The following is a 21,463-nucleotide window of genomic DNA, read 5'->3' as shown; positions in this document are numbered from 1 at the left end:
TGCGTCCAGCCTTCACCAGCTCGACCATTTGCGCCCGGAATTCCGCCGGGTACGGGGTACGATGCTTGCCCATAATCGGCACCTCCTTCTCCAAAGGATAGATGTCCGTTTTTCTGGGTCAACTTCACTTCGGAATCGATGTAAGGGTCGCGTGCACGTCGCCACCGTACCAAATCGCGTGATCACCGTCGACGTTCTCCACCGGCCCGGGTGCGTAAAGGCTCGGGCTACGGTAGTCGTAACGCCCCCAATAGACTTCGGCCGCAACCTGTAACCCATCGTTCACAGCGTGGTGGAACGAGCCGTTGATAAAGCTGTGGGTATCGGTGGTGCTATAAGGCGTGTCGAAAATCGCTCCGTACGGGGCGTTCGGCACGCCCTTCGTCCGGTTCCCGTAGGCCATGCTCAACCCGAAATCCCCGTACGCAAACTTTGCAAGGAAGTCCTGGGCCCGGTCGTAGTCCAAACCTTGCGCGACACCATGATTCTGATCTGCTGTGTCGAATTCCGGGTAGTAGAGGTCCTGTCCGCTCCGGACGTAGGAGCTCGCCGAAAGCACAACGTCTGCGTCGTTACTGCCATGCCAGCCATAGCTTGCCCGCGCCCGTTTCTCGCCGAAGCTGCCTGCGGCAACCGCCACCTGAGGCCCCTGAAGGGTCTTCCCAGTTTTGGTAATCACGTTGACGATGCCAAACAGCGCGTTTGAACCATATACCGCTGACCCCGGGCCTGGCACGTATTCAATACGCTCGACCATGTCCATGTCGACCGGGAAATCCGTACCGATCGGGGCCTGGTCGTACACGGCGTCGTTTATCCGCACGCCGTCAACCAGAAGCAGGAACCGGCTGTTGTAGTCGCCTGGGCGCTGGAAGCCGCGTGCCCCGAGATAGGCGTAGTCGCGGTCATAGCTGACATAGAGCCCTGGCAGCGAGGCCAAGGCATCGGCGAGCGTTCTCCAGCCAAAATCCCGGATGTCCTTTGCCGTCAAGACGACGACAGCAGCAGGCGCATCGGAGATGGGCTGATCGAGCCGGCTGGCCGTGCTGACCGTTACCTGCATCAGGTCTTCGAGCGGGAGTGCTGCTAAATCCGCATCTGCACGCTGCGTAGGGTTGCCATCCTGAACGGGTTCGGTTGCAGGCCGTGCGTCGGCTGGCCATCCTGCCACACAGGCACTGGCTAGCATCGCAAGGTGCAGAACACGCAGGACAACGCACGAACGGTCACGCAAACAATACATATTGGAACTTTTTACTCAACACTCTTGCGAAAGGAGACTCTTCCCTTGTTCTTATCGGCCCGAGGGCCGCATTCTTGAGGAGGCGTTCATCCAGGACGTCGACGGCGGGCGCGAACTGGGTTGTGATAGCGAAGTACTGTGGGAGATTGACGCTCCCCGAACGCTCGCCAGTCGAACCCGACACACTTCTGTTTTTCCCGTCAATCTCCCGTTTGTCACCTCAACGTTCCCGAGCAATCGCCGTTAACAGGTAACCAGGTGTTCGCTTTACCAGATGGGGTTGGCGATTTTGCCTGCTCGTTGCTATCGATATGAGAGGTTGGCAAACATATGAAACTGTCTTTTGCCCAGAAGCTCGCCATGACCGCACTCGTCGCGGTGGGGGCCGCGCAGGGTGTGGATGCGCAGACTTTGCCGGACAGTGGCGCGCGCGCTGCCGTCATTGCCCAACCAGGCACGGCGACGGCACTGCCGGCCACGACGCAGGAACAGCAGGGGCAGGCCGGTGTGTTGACAGCCGACGAGGCGAAGCAATCCGCCGCCGGCAACGTCGCCGAGCTGCAACAGATGATCCGTGGTTCGGACCTGAGCGAGTTGCGCACGACCTACAACGGCGGCTATGGCGCGAGCCTGCTGTTTTACGGCAAGGAGATGACGTACTACGTCGCGCTGTTCCAGCAGAAGAATTTCTGGCGTGTCATCAAGACGCAGGACGCAACGCGTGCTGACATGATCTACAAGGATTTTGTGCGCCAGACGTTGCAGCTATCGGATGTCGAGATTCGCCGCACGCGGCTCGAGGCGCAAAAGGTGTTCACCGAGCGGATGATCGCGCTGTCGCAAGACCGGGCGAACCGCCTGCAGGCCGACCTCGATGTGGCGCATCAGCAGCAGAGCATCGTCAACAGTCAGCAGCAGCAGACGCGCGCCGAGGCGACCGTGCTCGCGCAGCAGAAAGCGGCCGCACAAGACCAGCTACGCGCCCAGCAGCGCGAAGTGCGAGAACTGCAGCGCCAGTTGGACAGCGGCTTGCCGAATTCGCACTGAGTGAGCGCCGACCCCTGCAGGAACACGACCCCGTCCGGTTTGCCGCGCAGGGTCGTATTCGTTCACCGATCGACACTCGTCATTTCAGAACGATGGCCGAGGTCATCGTCATCGCGATGCTGATCTTCTGCACCTCACGTGACCCGGTCCGCTTTAAGTCCGGCACGGTACGCTGACCTGAACGGTGCGGGATTCATGCGTCGGTGCCTCGGCGGCGGGGTACGTTCAGGTTGACCCACTCGTAAGCATCGTGCCCAAGCCTGCCCACTTCGCGCCACACGGCGAAGGGAATCTCCTGTCGGGCCGCGTGCCGATCAACGAGACCCTGGCATGCCTTTGTCATCTGTCGAAGCAGCACAATCGCATGCGTTTCAGTTCTCCCCCCGTGCTGGTCGAGCGCCGTCTTCGCCTCGTGAGCCCGTTGAAACATTGCCCGCCATTGGGAATCCCGGATTTCCTGAGCGTGAGTGCCGCGCTGCGCGAGCGCGCTCGAAACAATGTAGAGGTTTTTGAGCGCCGTGATGACTTCTGGTGGCAACACAACGCAGCCTTCGCTGCAGCCCGGCTGCGTGCGCGTCATCGGCATGTCCTCGACAGGTCCGCCAGAGGTGTGGCCGCGAAATCCGTTGTCGACGAAGCCGTGCAACCTCTTGAGGAACGGGCGGGATGTGAGATGTTAGCCAGCCGGTGTAAGTCTGGACTGGGTAGTGGTGTTTGTGAGATGCCGTTCGAGGTGGCGCTCATGCGGGCGTGACAAGTGTTGTGGATGAGAAATTCGCTGGACTGTTCAGGTCGCTTTCTGCCTTTCGTGCAGATGTGGCTACCGGATGGGGGGCAATAGTCGGCTTACGTTAGTGCTTGCGGCCAAAGCACGCCTGGGCGGCTTCGAAGGGCGACAGGCCCGCGCCGAAATAGCCGCGAAGACGCCGCATGGTCGCGGGGTCGGGATGATAGTGCGGGCGGATAAATCCCGCTTCAATGGCTTCGCCGTACCAGGCACGCGTCCACTGGTCCAGGCCCTGTTCGTACATTAGCGATACGTATTTCGACTCGTTAAACATGATGATTTCCGAAAGCTCAATAGACGCGTTCGCCGTACATGACGACGCCGGTCACTGCTGTAGTGAGACACTACAGCCCGCGACGGGCGTGCCGAGCAGGTTGAGCAGCGCGCGGAGTCGTTGCCGGTCCTGCACCGACAGTCCTGGGCGTGCCAGCAGGCACTCGATCTGCGATATCCAGTAGTCGCGACGGATAAGTCGTGGGCGACAAACCAGGGCATTCAGTGCCTTCTCCAGTTGTCCAATCTCGGTCTTCACCATGTTCACGTTTATCTCCTTCCGCAATCTTCTGAAATCCGGAATGTCACACGGGCTGTCGTGGGTCGCAGCAGACACCTCATTCGTAAGAGATCAGTGGCTGTTTCCATCATCCTGATCGACCGTCGACGGCGCTCAGGCATCCGCCGGGACGCGACACACGCTACATGTGACACAACATCCGCTACAGGTAATTCAGCCATATCACCATCAGGACGTAGGTGAGGACGAAGAGCCAACCCAGAGTGCGATTAGGCCATGTCGACATCGGCTTTCTCCATCGATACCGGGTGGTGAGTACGTGTGCTCATTTCGCGCTTTCACAACGGCTCAGCAGCAGTCCAACGCGTCCAGCCGCTTTGTCCATCTGCGCCGGTGACGCGCAAGGCGCGGGAGCCGTCGGTGAACGTCAGGCATTCAACGCGAAGACGCCGGTCTGCGTCAGTACCATGTGCGTGGACATCGCCGCTTTCATGCCTGAAATGCAGCTTGCCTTCCTGCAAGAGGTCCAGCGATGACTGATCTCCTGGGTTTGCGCGTTTACGGTCCCATCGGTTCAGGAGCGTCGCGGCAATTTCGGCGTCGAACATGTTGAACTTTCCTCAGCGGGCAGATAAGGGTGTCAGCCCGAAGCATCTTGAAGTGTGTGTCTTGGCCGCTTTGAAACGCGTGATCGCGCCCGGGTATCGACGCTCTGTTCGTTCGATGCGCCTGGTGCAACAGCCATACGTCGAATCCCCTGATGGCGGTCAAACAGACGAGGTTTGGGAGCAATGGCAGCCACAGTTTTTGGGCAAACGTTTGCCGTTCCATGTTCGACCCGCCGCAAGGGTTTGAATGAAGTCAACGTGTATTACGGCATCCATTCTTATATTTTGACCGGGGTAAACCCTGTGTCAGCATGCCATCCGCATGGGAGCCAGACAGTGCAATAATCTGCGCTGCACAGGTTCTGGCATGGCCTTCGGAACAGCCAGAATCCTTCAGCCGACACGACCTGTCGGCTTTTTTTCGCCAGCGTGTGGGCGAGCGCTCGTGCGAATCTACGGACTCGGAAGGGTCTTTCCATTGGAGAATTCGTTGATAGCGAGCACGGCCACTGTGGGTTGCGAGCCGGTACATCGACCAGTTCGCCGAGCGAGCATGTTGCGTGCACTGCGAAGGGCGCATCTTCGGGTATCCGTCGCAACATGGTGTTCCTTGCGCTAATGACTGGAGTCGTCTCTGGCTTCAACGTTGGACAAAGGGGCGTGCGATCCTTCGGTGCCGGCACCGAAGGATGCAGTTTGCTTTGCCGGCCAGTCAGCCGTGATAGGGGCTGCCTAAAAACTGTTCCATTCGTCAGCCTTGGCGGTTTGCGCCACCAGAACGGGCTGCGGAGCGGACCGCTTCACGGCTGGCTTGGCCGGCGCTCTGGCGCGCGCCGGAGCCGCCGTGTGCATCTGCGCGCCAGCCCCCCTGCCGGGGTCGTGCGAAACGTCCAGCCTGAACATCGAAACAGCGGCTTTCAGATCGCTCGCCTGCGACTCGAGCGCACCGGCGGCGGCGGCCGCCTGTTCGACTAGGGCCGCGTTCTGCTGTGTGACTTCGTCCATCTGCGTGACGGCCTGGTTGACCTGGCCAATGCCCTTGCTCTGTTCCTGTGATGCAGCGGTGATTTCACCCATGATGTCGGTCACGCGCCTGATCTCGCGGGTGATCTCGTGCATCTTCGTTCCGGCTTCCTGTACATGGCTGGCGCCTGTCCGCACCCGTTCGACGGAATCGTGGATCAGCTCCTTGATTTCCTTGGCTGCCGCCGAGGAGCGCTGCGCCAGCGACCGCACTTCGGAGGCCACCACCGCAAAGCCCCGTCCCTGCTCACCCGCCCGCGCTGCTTCGACAGCAGCATTCAGCGCAAGGATATTGGTCTGGAAGGCGATACCCTCGATGATGCCGACAATGTCGGCAATCTTGTCCGAGCTGGTGTTGATGCCCTCCATGGTTTCCACCACCCGCGACACCACGGCGCCGCCCTGTTCCGCCACCTGGGCGGCCTGCGCAGCAAGCTGGTTGGCCTGACCGGCATTGTCGGCATTCTGGGTGACGGTCGAGGTCAGTTGCTCCATGCTGGACGCCGTTTCCTCGAGCGAGGCGGCCTGCTCTTCGGTGCGTTGCGACAGGTCCTGGTTGCCCGCCGCAATCTGGTGAGTAGCGGTGGCAATCGAGTCGGCCGAAATCTTGATCGTGCCGATCGTTTGCGTAAGTTGCTCCTGCATGCGCTTCATCGAAAACAGCAGGCTCGAGCGGTCATCCGGTGCCGTCTTCACCACGGCAGTCAGATCGCTCCTGGCGATCTGGTCGGCAATTTCGGCGGCGTAGGACGGCTCGCCCCCCAGTGAGCGTAGGATGCCGCGGTTGAGCAGTACCACCACAGCCGACAAGGCCCCGGCAAGGACCACCAGAATCCCGAGGCTCTGATACATCGACGAGCGGAATGCCGCATCGATGTCGTCGACATATAGACCCGTCGTGAGAATCCAGTCCCACGGCTGGTAGGTCACGTTGTAGGCAATTTTCGGAGAGGCCTCGGTGGCTCCCGGCTTCGGAGCGCTATATGCGGTAAAGCCCTTGCCGTCGCGCTTGATGACAGCGACCATATCTCTGTATTGGTGAACGCCGTTCGGATCCTTGTAGTCGCCGACGTCCTTGTCATTCATCTCCGCTCGCGTCGGGTGCATCAGGACCCTCGGCTGCGAATTGACGATCATGAAATAGCCGTCCTCGCCGTACCGCATGTTCCGGATGCGGTCCATGGCCCGCTTCTGGGCTTCCGCCACGGGCATGGCGCCAGCGGCCGCGTCTTTGCCAGAGGTCGTGACAACACTCAGGGCGATCTCCGACGCGTGTATCAGGTCGGCCTTCCGCTCCTCCAGCCGCATTTCTCTCGTCTGGTAAGCGTTATAGATCGATATTCCAGCGAGACACAGCAAACTCAGGATGAGTGGCAGCCAAAGCTTCTGGACAAAAGACAGTTTCATATCTATGCAACCCTTGCGTTGAACATGTCACGAGCAGGCAAAATTGCCGCCCGTATAGAGGCTTGGACGCTGCTGCGGCAAGCAGCCAGTACTAGCCATTTATTCTTTGACGTGAAACTGAGATCTTGTGCCGCCAAGGCGGCTATGCATGCGAGGTAAACTTCATGCATACGTCGGCTCAGGATGCCGGCATTGAGCCGAAAACGAATCTAGGTGCATGTTTATCGGTTCAAGCCGAGCGGACTTTATTCGAAAAGGCGCAATCAAGGATTGACAAAAAAGAGGCTGGCGAGCGGTGTACCCGTGATGCGAAGATCCGCGGAAGGGATCGGCCACGACTACGATGCCATTCGCGCTGCACTGCAGACGCCCTACGTCAATGGGATGGTCGAAGGCCACGTCAATCGCCGGAAAAGTTCTGAAGCGCCAGATTTCTGGACGTGCCGGCTTTCAACTGCTTCGCGCGCGTGTGCTGAATCACTTTTCCTTCACGCCAGGAGGAAGAGTGGGTCAGTTTTACATCGGAGTTATCAAAACTGTAATCGCACGGTTCGCTTTGCGTCAGCTTGTCGGAGGTAAGTTAGTGAAGTGAGCCCCTATCTTATGCGTAGTCGCCGTGAACCAGCTTGACGCCATGCGTATGTTTGCAAAAGTCGCCGAATCGCTGAGCTTTGCGGCTGCGGCGAAGCAACTCGGCGTATCCAGTGCCGTTGTCACACGAGGCATTGCGACGCTAGAGGCGCACCTCAACACACGCCTGCTCAACCGGACGAAGCGGCGTATATCGCTTACCGAGGCGGGTCAAGCCTACTTGCAAGGATGCACGGAACTGATAACGCAACTCAACATGTTGGATGCGAGCGTCTCGTCCGCGACGCAGGAGTCGGTCGGCTCGCTGAAGATAGCGGCTTCGGAGTTCTTTGCTGCCACCTACCTCAGCGATTTACTGACCGCATATCACGCTGCAGAACCGGGCGTGAGATTCGAAATGACGGTCTTCGCAAGCACGCAGGATCTTGACGGCAACGATCATGACGTGTGGTTCAGTGCCGAACGCCGGCTGCGAGATTCGTCGCTGATCTGCCGCCCGCTCACGCAGTGTCGCGACGTGATCGTTGCGTCGCCAACGTACCTTGCGCGGCGCGGTCCGCCAGAGGTCCCGCAGAACCTTCCCGACCATAACGTTCTGCTCGCGTCGAACGTAGCGACTCGCCACTGGGAATTCCGCGATGCTCACGGTCCCCGTCGAGTCGCCGTGCATCCGATCTTCACTTCGCCCAATCTGATGGCGGTAAAACGGGCAGCATTGGCGGGTCTCGGCGTTGCGCGCCTGCCGCGGCCGCTGATCGAGTCGCAACTGCGTGCGGGCGCGCTCAAGCTGCTGCTTGACTGTTTCGATCTCGAAGGCGACGAGCGCACTATGTGGATGCTCTATTCGGGGCGTCGTTACATAACGCAGCGCGTGCGAAGTTTTGTCGACTTCGTTGTTGCTCGCTATCGGGAGCCGCAGATCTTCTGATAGCAGCAACCATCGTCGCAAAGGCGATGGGTTGTTTAGGTAAGTGTTCAGGAGATAGAGAATTCAAACTCTGCGGGGTACCTACCTACCCATGGGCGCAGCAATTTCCCCTTTGCTTAAACCATAAGGTGTCGACAGTTGTCCCCGGCTTGCGAACTCACAAAACGTGATTGCAGCAGTCGCAGCGCATGGGGTGGATGTGTGATATTGGCGCCAGAGCTGCCTGCCGATAACTTGTGCCGACAGGCAGGTCAAGGTCGAGCGGAAGATCGAGCCGACCAATGAAGCAACGCACCGATAAACTCGTGCGCCAAAGCAACTTTACATCCGAGCTATGCCTGCACCCACTATCACTCCGCCCGCCGTCGACCCACTTCGGCCCGTGAGTCCAGCCGATCTCAACGGCGGCCTCCAAAGATGGATCGGTCGTTCGTTGACCCGCATGGCCAGGTGCGGCAGCCGGCCAATGTGACGGTGCCATGAAAATGCCAACGTACGCAATCGCACACTTCTGCTCGGTTTGGTCTTCGGGCTTCGCGCCCAGAGCACTATTTTTCAGAAGCACGTCCCTCGACTGACAAAACCGGCGCGGAACGTGCCGGCCTGTACGGCCCGCCGATTTGATTGCGCCGGACCGCATCCTTACTTGCCAGCCACCTCATTGCAGCCATCCGGTTTCCTGATGGCGGCCGTTGCACGTGTTGCAAATTGGGGGTACGTCATGAAACGAATCTGTGCCGCATTCCTTGCGGCAATGCTGAGCGCTACGATCGCGTCAGAATGTCAGGGCCAGTACACGACTGACTGGATAGCGAATACGTTTGGGACTAACGCCACTCACGTAGGTAACGCCGCGCGTTCGATGTGGGTTGCGCCAGAAGGCACCATTTACACCGCTTCCATGTGGGACGAGAACGAGGGCGGCATTGCGATCTACAAGAGTGGTTTGAACGCCGGCAGCCTTGGCGCGCATGGTGAACCACAAGGCAGTGCCATCACCGGCAATGCCACCAAGCTCTGGGCACCGCGCCAGTGGGGACGCGTGAACGGGGTCTACTCGAGCGGCCTCGTGATCAGATACGACCGGGTGACGGGAGCGTTTGACCAGAGCATCCAGGTCTCGTGCGACACCACCGAGCGGCGCGCCGATGTGATCACCGGTATCGCCACCTGGTCCCACTTCTGGATGGCGAGCGACAACCCGTGCGCGCGCATGCGACTTTACGACATCAATGGCACCTGGCTGCGTGACATTGCCGTGACTGACCCCGGTGCACTAGCGTTCGACGGCAATGGCAACATCCTCGTCGCCCAGGAGGCAGAGGGCACCGTCCTTCAGGTCAGCCAGACCGGCACGATCCTGCATACGCTCACCCTGCCCACCGGCGAAGTCCCGCATGCGCTCTACTTCGACCCAACCACGCAGTATCTTTGGATCGGCGACGCAGGACCGGACCAGAATGCGAAGATCTACGACACGCGCACGTGGACACTGAAAAGCACGTTCGGGGTGACGGGTGGCTATCTGGATACAACGACTGGTACAAAAGGGCAGGTGGGGAGCCTGCGCTTCGCGCGCATCGACGGCATCGGCAAAGACTCGGCCGGCAACCTCTACATCCTTTCCCAGCCGTGGGGAGGCTCATGGGACCATGGCCGCACAGGAGGCACAGACCTCTACGCATACAGCCCGACAGGCAAGCTCCTCTACAACCTGCGTGCACTGAATTTCGAGGCGATAGCCGCCCCCGATCCGGCGACTGACGCAACCCTGTTCTATTCCGGCGTGAACATCTATTCAGGCACAGGTAGTGCGGACTGGAAGTTTGTCGCCAACACCGTTGACCCGTTCACGTATCCGTCCGACCGCCGCCTCGACGTGACTTACCGGGGTCGCGGCCTGCACTTCGGCATGATTGCGAGCGCAGGAACGAACAGGGTGCTGGTCGCCACTGACCAGAACCCCGACGGCTTCTACTTCTTTCACTTTGACCCTGCCCAGGGCTACACTGCCGTCCCGGATGGGGTATTGCCGGGCACGCTATTCAATGCCACTGCGCTAGTTCGCAACGGCTTCTGCCTCGACAGCAGGGGCGACGTGTGGGCCGGGCTCGACAAGACGAACCGGATCTGGCACTGGCCGCTGGCCGGGTTCGATGCGAACGGCAAGCCGTCATGGGGAGCGCCCGTAACCGTGCCGGTTCCTGCATCGATCGGTGACCTGAGCCGCATCATCTACCTGCCCGAAAGCGACACGATGATTCTCGGGCAGCGGATCACGGGCAGCACTGACTGGACCGGCATCGGAACCCGCGTAGAGGTCTACCACGGGTGGCTCGCCGGCAACACAACCAACCCGAACCCGGTTATCACGCTCACCAGCGCGAATCCGAAGTCCGTCACTGCTGCTGGCAACTACCTGTTCGTTGGCTACGTCCACACCGTGCCCAACATCGATGCCTTCAACCTGACGACGGGCAGTTTGGACAATACGTTCATCAACAGCAACCCCAGCAATGTGTACGTCGGCAATGACATGGATTCGATGTACGGTCTTAGATCGTACCTTCGATCGAGCGGGGAGTACGTGGTCACGAAGGACAACTACAACGGCACCAGCATCGTTGTTTATCGTTGGACTCCGTGATCACCCGTGCCCGTCGCGCCTACTCCACCGGCCTCAGACCAGCAATCTGGCAAATCGCAGCGCGCAGACAACCACACGCCGCCAATGGATCGTTGACCGATGTACCGTCACAATGCTGTAGATCTGGCTGGATTTGACGAGACGACGGTAGACAGTTGTTTTGCGAAAAATCGAGTTACTTCAATGGGTTATGGCCGTCCTGAGACGTGCTGAGCATCCGCTCCACATACCGCGCAATTATGTTGAGTCTGGCCGGAAACGCTTGTCCTCTATAGGCAAGGCTGTGATACGTCGCCTGTATACCGTCAGAAATACCGTCACTTGATGGTATCTGTAGCGAGGCGCTGGTAGACGGTGATGGATGCACCATTGCAGGCAGTCGTTATGTTGCGAGTCTTGCATGAATCATAGGCTTGCCACCGCATCAGCGATTCGCTGACGGAACCCGTGATCCCCCATGTCAAGAATTGTTCCCCACAACGCAAGGCTTACCGCTGAACGCGGCAATTTCCACGGGCGATCATAGGCCTTTGGAGCTAACCGTCCTTCGCGCAGCGATTCCAGACGTTGCCCAGTGCGCTTGACCAGCATATCGGCTGCTTGCTGGCGACTGACCGGGTACTTTTGCTTGTAATCACTAGCCGACATCGCACCGAGATAGGCGAGATAGAACGCTTGCGCTACTGGTACTTCATTTACCAAGGCGCGCGTTAGGTCGGAGACTTCCTCCGTGTTCCCAGGCTCTGGCCATCCGCGTTCGTCCGCAAGATGGTTGAGGTATTCCACAATTTCGCCGCGTGCGATTTCGAGAGCAAATGATTCGACTTCGCGGCGCCACGAATCCGGGATTTCTCCATTGGAGTCTCGTAGTCGCTCAACCAATGATCTAACTGCTGGTGAAATACACCACCTGATGCTTCCCAGAAACCAGCCACTGACCTTGCCGTCCTTGACGCTGAACGCATCGAGTTTGGTGTGCGGATCGACCGCGATCAGCCCAGTTTGTATCAAATCGAACAGTATGCGCCGGCCGCCGATAGCGGAAGAAAATGGAGTGTCGCATCCTTCGAAGGGCGGCAGCGTTTCATCGCCCGGCTCTGCCTTCGCGCAACGAAAGAGAGCAAGTAGTGCGACGGCCGCACGTAGTGAGATGTCTTTTGGCTCGACTTGCTTTTCTACAAGCCGGGGATATTTCGAGAGTTCTATACGTATTAGCTCTCTCTTCACGGCCTCCTTGTCTTCGCATCGTTGCCGCGCGTTCGCCAATGCTGCAAAAAGCTCCTGCTTGTCTTCCAGCTTCTCCTCGGGATATTTAGCCACTAACGTTTCGAGTTGGTCCAAGAAGGGCGAGTCGCTGTGTGTCTTGCATAGTAGGAGCGAGTTAAAAATCGCGGAGTGGTGATTCGGTTGCTTCTCGAGCACTTGTTCGTAGGCGGCGCGTGCTTCAGCGTCACGACTCGTCGAACTCGCAGCAAGGCCACGATAGAACTGGACGTCAGGCCGCTCATCGCCCTCGGCCACGCTTTGCATCAGAAGGTACAGTTCGTGGTGAACTTCCAGGTCAACAAGAGTCTGGATCAGATCGAGAACTAAATCGTAAGCGAGGGGACCTGCAGGCAAGTTATCACGCAACCGCTTGATGACGCCAGTTGCAAAGATCCGTGCTGAACTCTTGCTGCGACTAATTGCCTGTAGTGTTAGCCAGCCGTGAGTATAGTAGTGCTCGTTCTTGCTCGCGAACCATTCCGATTCCACCCAGTCTTGGCCAATCCTCGCCCAGTTCGGACGGTGACGGTTAGCACGAATGGCTGCATCAAGGGACAGCAGCCTCCCTCCGAATTCTTCCTTATGGCCTGAGATATCGCCCAGAAGGTCCGCGAGCGAATCCCACCACTCCGTAGAAGGCGAGAAGGAATCGTCAGCCTCATCGTATCGCGCGTCAATCTCGGCAACACAGAAAGCGGCGCAGAAAAACAGTTGTGCTCGTTTGCGAGGCGTTTCGATGAGGACAGCCTGCCAGGCCGTCAGGTCTCCACAAGACCAGGACTCACCGTAAGTGTCCCAACCTGCGCCGTCAATCGGAAAGGGTTCGTCAGTGAGGTCCGCGCGACTAAGACTAAGTCCATCTTCCCTCGCCTCCAGAGCAGTGAGGTAGCTATCCGCCACTGTCGATATGCGTTCCGGCGCGACGCTGCATGCCGCCGCGAGTGCAACGCGAGCGACCCGCGCCCTGTCGTCGGAGTTTAGCGACTCATCGGAGAGTAGGCGATCGAGACCACAGATCGCGTCAGGGGCATTACTCGCAACTTCGATGTCGCATCGAGCAAGGGCGATATTTAATAGCAGGTTTCGAGAAGGGCTCTCGCTACGGCGTTCATACTCCTCCAGTTGGTTCAGGTTTTCGAGCGCTTCGCCAAACTCATCAGCCTCTGACGCGATGATCGCGGACTCCCATAGATATCGCGGCATTGGCGAGGGATATTGCCACGCATGTAGCAAGGCGTACCGCTCTGCGGCCGACGCGCCTGCATGTTCCTTCGCGGCAAGAAGGGACAGACGCAAATGCTGGCTCTCGGGGTGTAGCGAGAGGACCCGCTCCAAGTCCCGGTGCCGTTGTTCGCGGTCTTCGGTATCCGGAGGCCACCATGTTCTCGCTCGCGCCGTGGCCGCAATCAACGGAACGGATTCGGACGCGATGACTGCCTGCAGAAGTGGCCAAATAGCTTCCATGTCGGCAGCACGACGTTTATAGTCCGAATCTCGCCGGATCAACTCGCACAGAAGGCCTATGCCATCAGCCTCAAGCTCTTCCTCAACGGCGAAGAGACGATTTCGCGCTTCAGCATAGTGACCGACCATCCATTCACAGTACGCAGTCTTGGTCGCGATCCGTGGGGTAGATACGTCGAGCTGGTAATACCCTAACAGGGCATCGTCGAACTGTCGCTGAACTAGGCAGGCATCCGCCGCGCTCTCCATGCCAGCTTCTGGATCCGGCTGGACGTTTTGTTCAAGAAGGACAGAGAGTGTATTAATGCGTGTGGGTTCCATAATACCTAATCGCTTCGGTTGGGCACTTTCTAATAGGCGACATCGTTTGTGAGGGCAGTCCTGGCGGTGTCGCCCTCAGTACGGCGTTTCATTTTGCCGATCTAGATCGGACGCGACGGATTTATGGCGCGCATGATCTGCATGAAGGGATCCGCGTCGACCTGCGAGCGCGTGCGGTCATATATGCGTAAAGCAAGAGCAGCATCGCGCTCGGTATGAAGCGGCAAACGATGGATGCGTTGGCTATTTTCTTTTCGCCATCGTTCGAGTTCACTGGTGACCGGCTCCGCCATGATGAGGCCCATCTGCGCAAAATCGAGCAGCGAGTGAGTCAGAATAGGTGAGACATGGCCGCGCTTCGGAGGGAGCTCGACCCATTTCGACATTGCGACTGCACGCTTATCCCAGAAGATCATTCCAAAACCGCCGACTTTTTGTTCGTCGTGGCGACCTACCGGAACGGAGACGTAACTGATGAATGTTCCCGGCCACACCGAAGCCGCTGTTCTTTTCGTCGCAGCATCTATGGGCGCTGGGCAATTGCCACAGTGAAGGCACTGACGGCCACGCAATAAGTAACCGGGGACTGGTTTTTCTGGCTCATGGCCGCAATCGCATCGCACACGCCATGATCGACGTCCCTTGCCGTCGCCTGCACGTTCGATAACGGTAAGCTTCCCGTATCTATTCCCCGCCTCGTCGATTGGACCGCGTCCCATGTGAGTTCCCCGCTTTGTCAGTTTTCCGTGTTGCACGGAAGAAAGATTAAGAGCAGGAGTTAATGAACGGCAATGACTTTTTGTGCCAGGTGCACCAAGGTTACCTTTGGGAGAGGCAGGCAGATGAAACAAAAGCGGTCTATGCGAGGAGTTCAGACGAGTGGTTCGGTGCCGGAAGCGAAACCGCGGATTTTTCGCGCGCCTGGCCAAAGTTATTTGGTCGTTGAGAGCATGATTTGACCCTGATAAAATGGCGATACGAGTGAAAAACCGGCCAAAAACCGTTTTTCGGCTCGCCGCTCGCGCCGCAGCGCACGCCTGAGCAAATCCGCTGGAATTTGACCGGATTTCGCTTCGAGTTTCTCTCCCTGACCAACCTAAAATGTCTGATGCCGCCAGGCAGGCGTTGCTGCGCGCTTCTTTTTTGCGTTCTGACGGAGTTTCCATGCCTGCCATCACCATTCCAACCACGATCGAGAGCACCCCGACAACCTTCACTCCGGCGTTCCCGTTCGTAGCGCAGACCAACGATTTCGATGACGTCTTTGCGTGTGCCGCGATGCTATCCGGCAAGAAAATCGAAGAAGTGCGGGACATCGCTATCGCCAAGACAAAGCATCCCGCGCGTGGGCCGTACTACCTTGGCGAGACGCAGATTGCAGCGCTGCTTGCCCAACTGGGGTTCGTCGCGACCGTGTACAAGGAGCTTTCCCGCGTGGCGGATATCCCGGACGTGGCGTTGATTATGGTTGACTACAACCCCGAGATGGAACTCGGGCGACACGTCCTCTTCCATCGGGCAAAGGCAAGCCACGCCTCTGGCACCATGATCGAGTACGCGCTTGATCCGGCGCCGTGGTGCAAGCCAGCCGACCGCGTTCGCACCAGCTTCAAGAATATCGCTGGCCACTGGGCGATCGGCATCCATGCCATGAACACAAAGGCCGGCGTCGGCAAGTAATCCTGCCAGCAACCATCGTTTTCCCGTCCCGGTTGCATCGAAAGCCAGAGCCTCGCAGCTCTGGCTTTTCGCGTTTACGGAGCCGGTGTATCCCGGTGGCGGGTCTTTTCCCCTATGGAGCAGCTTATGTCCTGCAACTGTTTAGCGTCGCACAGCCAGAACCAGCCGCCGCAGCCTCTGTTTCAGCTCGGGCAGATTGTTGCAACACGGGGCGTACTTGCCCATCTCGAACACCACGGCGTTGCGGCCGACCCGTTTCTCAGGCGGCACGTTAGCGGTGACTGGGGTGACGTGCCGCTCGAAGATGCAAAGTCGAACCGGCTGGCTGTACGGCACGGTTCGCGCATCCTGTCGAGCTTTGAGGTGAAGGGGCAGCGAATATGGGTCATCACCGAAGCCGACCGCAGCGTGACAACCCTGCTTTCCCCATCGGAGTATTGACCGTGCTGGCCATCCCGACCACCGTCACCATGATCGGAGCTGGCTTCGTGTCAGCGTTCCGACGCGTACAGCAAAGCGGGGACTTCGATTGCTCGTTCGCGGTAATCGCCATGATCTGCGGCACGACCCTCGAAGCTGTGCGCAACGTCGCAATCGAGCGGTTCCGGCATCCGGCACAGGGCCCTTACTGGATAACCGGCGACTTTGTCGCCCGGTTGCTCGCACACTACGGATACGACATAGGCATGTATGAAGAGCCCGCGTCGGTCAGCGACATACCCGATCTGGCGATCGTCGTCGTGGACTATGACGACCACACAAACCTCGGCCGGCACGCGCTGTTCCACCGTGCCCGCGCCAACTCCGACCCAGGCATCAAGGTTGAGTACGTGATCGATCCGGCGTACTGGATCGAGCCGAAAGACTACGTGCGAACCTGCCTGCCGCCCATCCACTGGTCCGTTGAGGTTCGTGCCATGAAGGCGAAGGTCGGCTAGCGCCGTTCACTGTGGTGCGCCGCCGGAAGGCTCCGCCGCTGCCTCGTGGCGTACTGGCGCGGCGACAAGCTCCGCCATCGTGACGCCGAGCGCCCTGGCAATGCGGTCGATGTTGCAGATCGAGATGTTGCGCTCTCCGCGCTCGGCGGAACTGACGTAGTTCGGGTGCAGGTTCGCGGCCTCGGCAACCTTTTCCTGTGTCAGCTCTTTCGCTTTTCGGATACGGCGCATGTTGGCTGCGAACAGGACCTGCGCATCACACTTTTGAGTTGGGTTGGGCATGCCGGAAGTGTTCCGGCGTCGCAACCTTAAAACCACACACTTTAAGTTTGGTTTGGGGTAAAGTACGCGCGATAACCAAACCCAAAGTGTTAATTCAGCTTTACGGGGATTTTCAATGAATCGAATCTTTCTCGCGGTGGTTCTGGCCGCGTCAGCATCCATCGCCGGTGCGCAGAATCTTTCTGACCAGGACATCACCTTGATGGCTGCCGCGCAAAAGGCAGTCAAGACGTACAAGCAGGGCGGGGTAACGGGCATCTACTCGGCCGTCAGTCAGTGCTACGCGCATCTTCGCCAAGGTCAGAAGGCACTTGGTCGAAGCGTCGAGTTCTGTGTCGCGCTTGATATCAGCGGAATCTTCGTCGATTCCGAAATGGCGAGCGCGGAGGGCTTCCCGCGCGATCCGCGTTTTATGGACGCGGCGGCAGCGAACCGCATGAATGACGTCTTGCGCCGTTACGGGATCACGGCCAACGATGATGACACCCGCGCGTACTTTGCCGCACGTGCTGACCGCATCAAGAAATACACCAATGACGCCATGCAACTCGGGTGAGGCGCGAAAAATGAATCTGACGAAACTCACGCTTGCCGTTGTTGCCTCGGCGCTGGCATTCGCAGCAACCCCCAGCCATGCGGCTAACAAGGCCGAAATCGCCCATGACGAAAAACGTGTCGTGCAGGCCGCCACGAAGGAATGCAATGGCGATACCGGCGACGGTGTAGGCACGACGGCGTATTTGGGGAATCTCGTTGGCGTCGGCCCGGTGACTATCGTGTTGGCCCAATCCAATGGCTGCGCGGGAGGGCAGGCAGCGCGTGTCTGGCTATGGGTGTTCTTCGCCGATGGCAACGCCAGCCAGGCCAACCAGCCTCCGAATTCTCTCGAATCGCTCGAATTCAGCGGCGACCAGATCGTCGTCAAGAGTATCGAGGTGGGGCCGGAGGATTCGCCAAACTTCCCGAGCCACCTGACCCAGCTCGTCTACAAGGTGGCTGGTCGAAAACTGACCTTGGCCAGCAGCAGGTTTCTGGCGATCAAGAAAGAGTGATCGGGCGCGGCCGGGCGAGCGGTTTGTGTTTGCAAACATCGTTTTTGGCGTAGGCAGCTTACATCGTTTGTCCGGCACCTCGCCACGCTTGACCGTCCGCAACGACAAGCCTTCCGACAATTCGATTTGCACGAAGCGTCGCTATGCGGTGGCGCATCGACACCGATCAGGGGATCAGCATCATGGCGTTCTGTAAGCAGTGCGGTACACAGCTGGGAGACGGCGCGCTTTTCTGCGCTGGATGTGGCAACGCGATCGCAGTCCAGACCACGGCGTCGCTGGCAATGGCAGCGGATGTATCGCGGTCAGGGTTCAATTCCTCGACAACGGCGATGGCTGATGATTCACGCGACCTGTCGGAGAAGTGGCGGCAACGCTTCAGCGCCATCGAAAAGGCGGGCGGCGAGCGCACCCGGTGGTGGGGCTGGCCAGAAGCGAAACAGCTGACCGCGAAAGAGAAAAGGCTGATTACCTCGAATCTGTGGGCCTTTGTGTTCGGGCCGCTCTACTACCTGTATCTCGGCATGTGGAGAAAGGCAATCACACTGACGCTCGTCGTCCTGGTGATAGACGTCATTCTCGACATGGCCGGCGATGCGCTGAATTTTCCCGTAGACCACTTCCTCTGGATCGTATCGGCGGTCATGTTCAGGCAGTGTGCGAACGTCGATTATTACCGGAAGGCCGTTCTGAAACGGCGGGAATGGTGGTGAGGTAGGTGAAATGGGTGCTGCCGTGGTCGAAGCCGGTCGCCTGTAGAAATGAGGAGTGCGCCCGAAGCAATGAAGCGGTCTCTTCTGTGTGCGCCTGCCATAGACGTGCCGCGACGTGCAGTTACGCGTCATTGCGGGATGGGTTAAGCGAGACAGCGGACCGCCGAGAAAGGTTATCGATTGAGGGAGTTAGCCTGGTGACACTTCGGGGGCCCATGTTTCGCTCTGCGCTTATCGAGCAGCAGGGGAGAACCCGATCAATTCGAGCCCGGCTGCGTAGCTAATGAACGACCTCACCGTTAGCACGCACGCACAACGATAAATTCAAGTCAGAGTACATCAATCATGGAAAATCCATTCAATCCCGGCTACTGGACCGAAGACGAACTATCGACTTTTGGGTTTTGCAAGATCGGCGCAAACGTCAGAGTCGCTAAAAAGTAAGCGCGAATTTATCAGCACATAGCGCCCGAATTGAGAGCAAGGCAAGCTGTGTCCACTGATTAACAGTGGACACAGCCCATGACTCAGATCGATTCAGATGCGGCGCTTCTCGCCGTTACGCTCGTAGGTCGCGACGGCAAGCGGCGCTACGACTCGCAATCCAAACGCAGGCTTATTGAGGCCTGCCTGCAGCCGGGCGTGTCGGTGGCCGGGTTGGCGCTCAGGGCCGGCGTGAACGCTAACTTGCTGCGCCGGTGGATCAAGCTGCATCAACAACGCAACGGCGTGGCAGCGACGTCGGAAGTTGTCGAGAATGCGCCGCCGCTTGCCGTGCCGTCGGCGTTCGTGCCGGTCGTCGAGATCAGCCGTCGTGAGGTGGTTGAGCACAAGGACGCCGTAAAGGCTTCCGAGCCCACGCGCTCATCGCCCCCGCCCGTGCGCTCGCAGTTGACGGTGGAAATGCCCAACGGCGTGACGCTTCGGCTGGACTGTACCGGACAGGATGCGCCGCTGGTATCGGCGATGATCGAGACACTGGGGCGCTGCGATGTTCAGGCTCGACGCTAAACTCAAGGTGTACGTTCATCGCGAGGCAGTCGACTTCAGGAAGTCGATCAACGGCCTGGCCGCTCTGGTCGAGCAGTCCATGGGGCTGGACCCGTTTGCGCCGGCGCTCTACGCGTTCAGCAACCGGCGACGGGATCGCATCAAGATACTCGGCTGGGGTGGCAACGGCTTCTGGCTGCTGATGAAGCGCCTGGAAGAGGACCGCTTCGTCTGGCCGCGCCGGCAGCAGGTGGTGATGGAGCTCTCGACCGAGCAGCTTCATTGGTTACTTGAGGGCATCGACATCGATGCGGTGCGTCGTCATCCTGCGCGGCAGTATCGGCACGCTGGCTGATGTCGTGATGCAACATTCGGGACCGGCGTTACAAATTCGGTAAACCCATTCGCCTTGCGGTTTCGCTATCGTGAGCGTCATGTCAGCACACGATCCCACTGCCGGTCTGCCGTCCGAAGTTCTCGCCTATATCCGCGAACTTGAGGCCCGCAACCAGCAACTCACTCAACGCGTCGAGCAGCTCGAGGAGTTGTTTCGTCTCGCGCAACTCAAGCGCTTCGCCCCGAGCAGCGAGAAACTCAAAGACCGAGTGTTCGACGAAGCCGAGCAGGTGGCCCTGGCTGAACCCGTTGAAGACGATCCGGACGGCGTCTTTGCGCTGCCCGACACGGGCCTGCCAGCCGTAGACGGCTCAGGCCACCAGAAACGGGGGCGCAAGCCGCTGCCGGCTGATCTGCCGCGTACGCGTATCGAGTACGACCTGCCTGAAGATCAGAAGGTCTGTCCGTGCTGCCAGGGTGCGATGCACCGGATGGGTGAGCAGACCTGCGAACAGCTGCATATCGAGGTTAAGGCGTCAGTGCTGCAACACGTGCGCTTCAAGTACGCGTGCCGCCATTGCGAACGCCACGCGGAGCACACGCCCATCGTGATCGCGCCCATGCCGGCGCAGCCGCTGCCGGGCAGCAACGCAAGTCCGGCGATGATCGCCACGGTGATGACCGCCAAGTCCGGCGATGATCGCCACGGTGATGACCGCCAAGTACGCGGATGGCACGCCGCTCTACCGCATGGAAGATGCGTTGGGCCGCTCGAACATCGCGGTCAGTCGTGGCACGCTGGCGCACTGGATCATCCGGCCTGCCGAACTGCACCTGTCCCGGCTGTACGAGGCATTGCGCGGCACGCTGCTCGCGCAGTCGCTGATCCATGGCGACGAGACGACGGTGCAGGTGCTCAAGGAGGACGGCAAGACTGCGCAGAGCAAGTCGTACATGTGGGTCTACCGCAGCGCCGAAGCATGTGCCGAGCCGGTGGTGCTGTTTGAATACCAGCCAGGGCGTGGGCAACAGTATCCGCAGGCCTTCCTGAAAGGCTATGCCGGCACGCTAATGACCGATGGCTACAGTGCGTGGCGCACGCTCGAAGGTGTCACGCATCTCGGATGCCTGGCCCATGCGCGCCGGGCGTTTGACGAGGCGTACAAGGTGCTCAAGAAACCCGACGGTCGCGCGCGCAAGGCACTCGAATACTTCAAGGCGCTGTATCAGGTCGAGACCCTCGCACGCGGTAAGTTACCCGAGGGCCAAATCCGTGCCGACTATACATACCGGCTACGCCAGACGCACAGCCTGCCACTGCTGGAGGCGTTCAAAATCTGGCTCGATGAGCAGGCGGCACAGGTGCTGCCCGAAAGCCTGACCGGCAAGGCCATCAGCTACACGCGCAATCAATGGGAGTACTTGCGGCGCTACGTCGAGGATGGCCATGCTCCCATCGACAACAACGTGCTCGAGCGCTTATCGAAATGCTTCTCTAAGCGCTCTTATCCGCGCTACGGAATTATGCAAGGTCCGGAGAGGTTACATGCAGCGCGTTCCGCGTCGACAAGCGTTGTTCGGCACGCGATATCCTGCGATTGCTGAACATAATAAAAGGTGCTCTGC

20 protein-coding genes and 1 pseudogene are annotated in these 21,463 nt (G+C 59.0%); 13 read left to right on the top strand and 8 right to left on the bottom strand.

Going from position 1 to position 21,463, the window contains the following annotated elements; genetic code table 11:
• Positions 1–124: 124 nt before the first annotated feature.
• Positions 125–1,063: a TonB-dependent receptor plug domain-containing protein gene (locus FSO04_RS40050; protein WP_414693513.1), complete on the bottom strand. Its 939-nt coding sequence runs from the start codon at positions 1,061–1,063 to the stop codon at positions 125–127.
• 510 nt (positions 1,064–1,573) lie between these two features.
• Here FSO04_RS40050 and FSO04_RS40045 point away from each other — a divergent pair.
• On the top strand, positions 1,574–2,290 hold the full coding sequence (locus tag FSO04_RS40045) for a DUF2968 domain-containing protein (RefSeq protein ID WP_154566948.1): 717 nt from the start codon (positions 1,574–1,576) through the stop codon (positions 2,288–2,290).
• 250 nt (positions 2,291–2,540) lie between these two features.
• On the top strand, positions 2,541–3,044 hold the full coding sequence (locus FSO04_RS40040; RefSeq protein ID WP_154566947.1) for a hypothetical protein: 504 nt from the start codon (positions 2,541–2,543) through the stop codon (positions 3,042–3,044).
• Positions 3,045–3,141: 97 nt separating this feature from the next.
• On the opposite strand, the gene FSO04_RS40035 is transcribed toward FSO04_RS40040, so the two are convergent.
• The 4 genes from FSO04_RS40035 to FSO04_RS40020 form a co-directional block, all read right to left on the bottom strand.
• Positions 3,142–3,351 carry a hypothetical protein gene (locus FSO04_RS40035; RefSeq protein ID WP_233465180.1) on the bottom strand — a complete coding sequence of 70 codons (210 nt, stop codon included), beginning with the start codon at positions 3,349–3,351 and terminating at the stop codon, positions 3,142–3,144.
• Positions 3,352–3,402: 51 nt separating this feature from the next.
• Positions 3,403–3,612: a hypothetical protein gene (locus tag FSO04_RS40030; RefSeq protein ID WP_154566951.1), complete on the bottom strand. Its 210-nt coding sequence runs from the start codon at positions 3,610–3,612 to the stop codon at positions 3,403–3,405.
• Positions 3,613–3,929: 317 nt separating this feature from the next.
• Positions 3,930–4,199 carry a hypothetical protein gene (locus FSO04_RS40025; RefSeq protein WP_154566946.1) on the bottom strand — a complete coding sequence of 90 codons (270 nt, stop codon included), beginning with the start codon at positions 4,197–4,199 and terminating at the stop codon, positions 3,930–3,932.
• A 732-nt stretch (positions 4,200–4,931) separates the two neighbouring features.
• Complete coding sequence (locus FSO04_RS40020) at positions 4,932–6,629, bottom strand: methyl-accepting chemotaxis protein (RefSeq protein ID WP_154566945.1); 1,698 nt, start codon at positions 6,627–6,629, stop codon at positions 4,932–4,934.
• Positions 6,630–7,263: 634 nt separating this feature from the next.
• Between FSO04_RS40020 and FSO04_RS40015 the strand changes: the two genes are divergently transcribed.
• Together FSO04_RS40015 and FSO04_RS40010 are read left to right on the top strand one after the other, a co-directional pair.
• Positions 7,264–8,148 carry a LysR family transcriptional regulator gene (locus FSO04_RS40015; RefSeq protein WP_171927799.1) on the top strand — a complete coding sequence of 295 codons (885 nt, stop codon included), beginning with the start codon at positions 7,264–7,266 and terminating at the stop codon, positions 8,146–8,148.
• 721 nt (positions 8,149–8,869) lie between these two features.
• The gene (locus FSO04_RS40010; RefSeq protein WP_166618353.1) at positions 8,870–10,795 is read left to right on the top strand and encodes a YncE family protein; all 1,926 of its coding nucleotides are present in this window, start codon (positions 8,870–8,872) and stop codon (positions 10,793–10,795) included.
• A gap of 405 nt (positions 10,796–11,200) precedes the next feature.
• On the opposite strand, the gene FSO04_RS40005 is transcribed toward FSO04_RS40010, so the two are convergent.
• Positions 11,201–13,846 (bottom strand): hypothetical protein, encoded by a 2,646-nt coding sequence (locus FSO04_RS40005; protein ID WP_154566943.1) that lies wholly within the window; start codon positions 13,844–13,846, stop codon positions 11,201–11,203.
• 101 nt (positions 13,847–13,947) lie between these two features.
• Positions 13,948–15,021: a hypothetical protein gene (locus tag FSO04_RS40000; protein ID WP_154566942.1), complete on the bottom strand. Its 1,074-nt coding sequence runs from the start codon at positions 15,019–15,021 to the stop codon at positions 13,948–13,950.
• Here FSO04_RS40000 and FSO04_RS39995 point away from each other — a divergent pair.
• From FSO04_RS39995 to FSO04_RS39985, 3 genes are all read left to right on the top strand, one after another.
• On the top strand, positions 15,011–15,526 hold the full coding sequence (locus tag FSO04_RS39995; RefSeq protein ID WP_154566941.1) for a hypothetical protein: 516 nt from the start codon (positions 15,011–15,013) through the stop codon (positions 15,524–15,526). The genes FSO04_RS40000 and FSO04_RS39995 overlap by 11 nt on opposite strands.
• Before the next feature lie 126 nt (positions 15,527–15,652).
• Positions 15,653–15,967, top strand: a complete 315-nt coding sequence (locus FSO04_RS39990; protein ID WP_154566940.1) for a hypothetical protein — start codon at positions 15,653–15,655, stop codon at positions 15,965–15,967.
• Between the two features lie 2 nt (positions 15,968–15,969).
• Positions 15,970–16,464, top strand: a complete 495-nt coding sequence (locus tag FSO04_RS39985) for a hypothetical protein (RefSeq protein ID WP_168435994.1) — start codon at positions 15,970–15,972, stop codon at positions 16,462–16,464.
• A 6-nt stretch (positions 16,465–16,470) separates the two neighbouring features.
• Here FSO04_RS39985 and FSO04_RS39980 read toward each other — a convergent pair whose 3' ends face one another.
• A complete protein-coding gene (locus FSO04_RS39980; RefSeq protein WP_154566939.1) occupies positions 16,471–16,746 on the bottom strand; it encodes a helix-turn-helix domain-containing protein in 276 nt (91 codons plus the stop codon).
• Positions 16,747–16,882: 136 nt separating this feature from the next.
• On the opposite strand from FSO04_RS39980, the gene FSO04_RS39975 reads away from it, so the two are divergent.
• From FSO04_RS39975 to tnpC, 6 genes and pseudogenes are all read left to right on the top strand, one after another.
• The gene (locus FSO04_RS39975) at positions 16,883–17,302 is read left to right on the top strand and encodes a hypothetical protein (protein WP_154566938.1); all 420 of its coding nucleotides are present in this window, start codon (positions 16,883–16,885) and stop codon (positions 17,300–17,302) included.
• Positions 17,303–17,312: 10 nt separating this feature from the next.
• Complete coding sequence (locus tag FSO04_RS39970; RefSeq protein ID WP_154566937.1) at positions 17,313–17,798, top strand: hypothetical protein; 486 nt, start codon at positions 17,313–17,315, stop codon at positions 17,796–17,798.
• Positions 17,799–17,941: 143 nt separating this feature from the next.
• The gene (locus tag FSO04_RS39965; RefSeq protein WP_154566936.1) at positions 17,942–18,511 is read left to right on the top strand and encodes a DUF2628 domain-containing protein; all 570 of its coding nucleotides are present in this window, start codon (positions 17,942–17,944) and stop codon (positions 18,509–18,511) included.
• 522 nt (positions 18,512–19,033) lie between these two features.
• Complete coding sequence (gene tnpA, locus FSO04_RS39960) at positions 19,034–19,522, top strand: IS66-like element accessory protein TnpA (RefSeq protein WP_144159428.1); 489 nt, start codon at positions 19,034–19,036, stop codon at positions 19,520–19,522.
• Positions 19,503–19,856, top strand: coding sequence for an IS66 family insertion sequence element accessory protein TnpB (gene tnpB / locus FSO04_RS39955; protein WP_060859133.1), 354 nt, complete (start codon positions 19,503–19,505; stop codon positions 19,854–19,856). Before tnpA ends, tnpB begins: the two co-directional genes overlap by 20 nt.
• Positions 19,857–19,935: 79 nt before the next feature.
• Positions 19,936–21,316, top strand: a pseudogene (tnpC, locus tag FSO04_RS39950) (IS66 family transposase); the annotation flags it as partial.
• Between the last annotated feature and the right edge of the window lie 147 nt (positions 21,317–21,463).

The organism is Paraburkholderia madseniana (assembly GCF_009690905.1).
Lineage (GTDB): Bacteria > Pseudomonadota > Gammaproteobacteria > Burkholderiales > Burkholderiaceae > Paraburkholderia > Paraburkholderia madseniana.
Note: the sequence above shows the minus strand (reverse complement) of the source record. Positions and strands in the feature narration are given on the sequence as shown.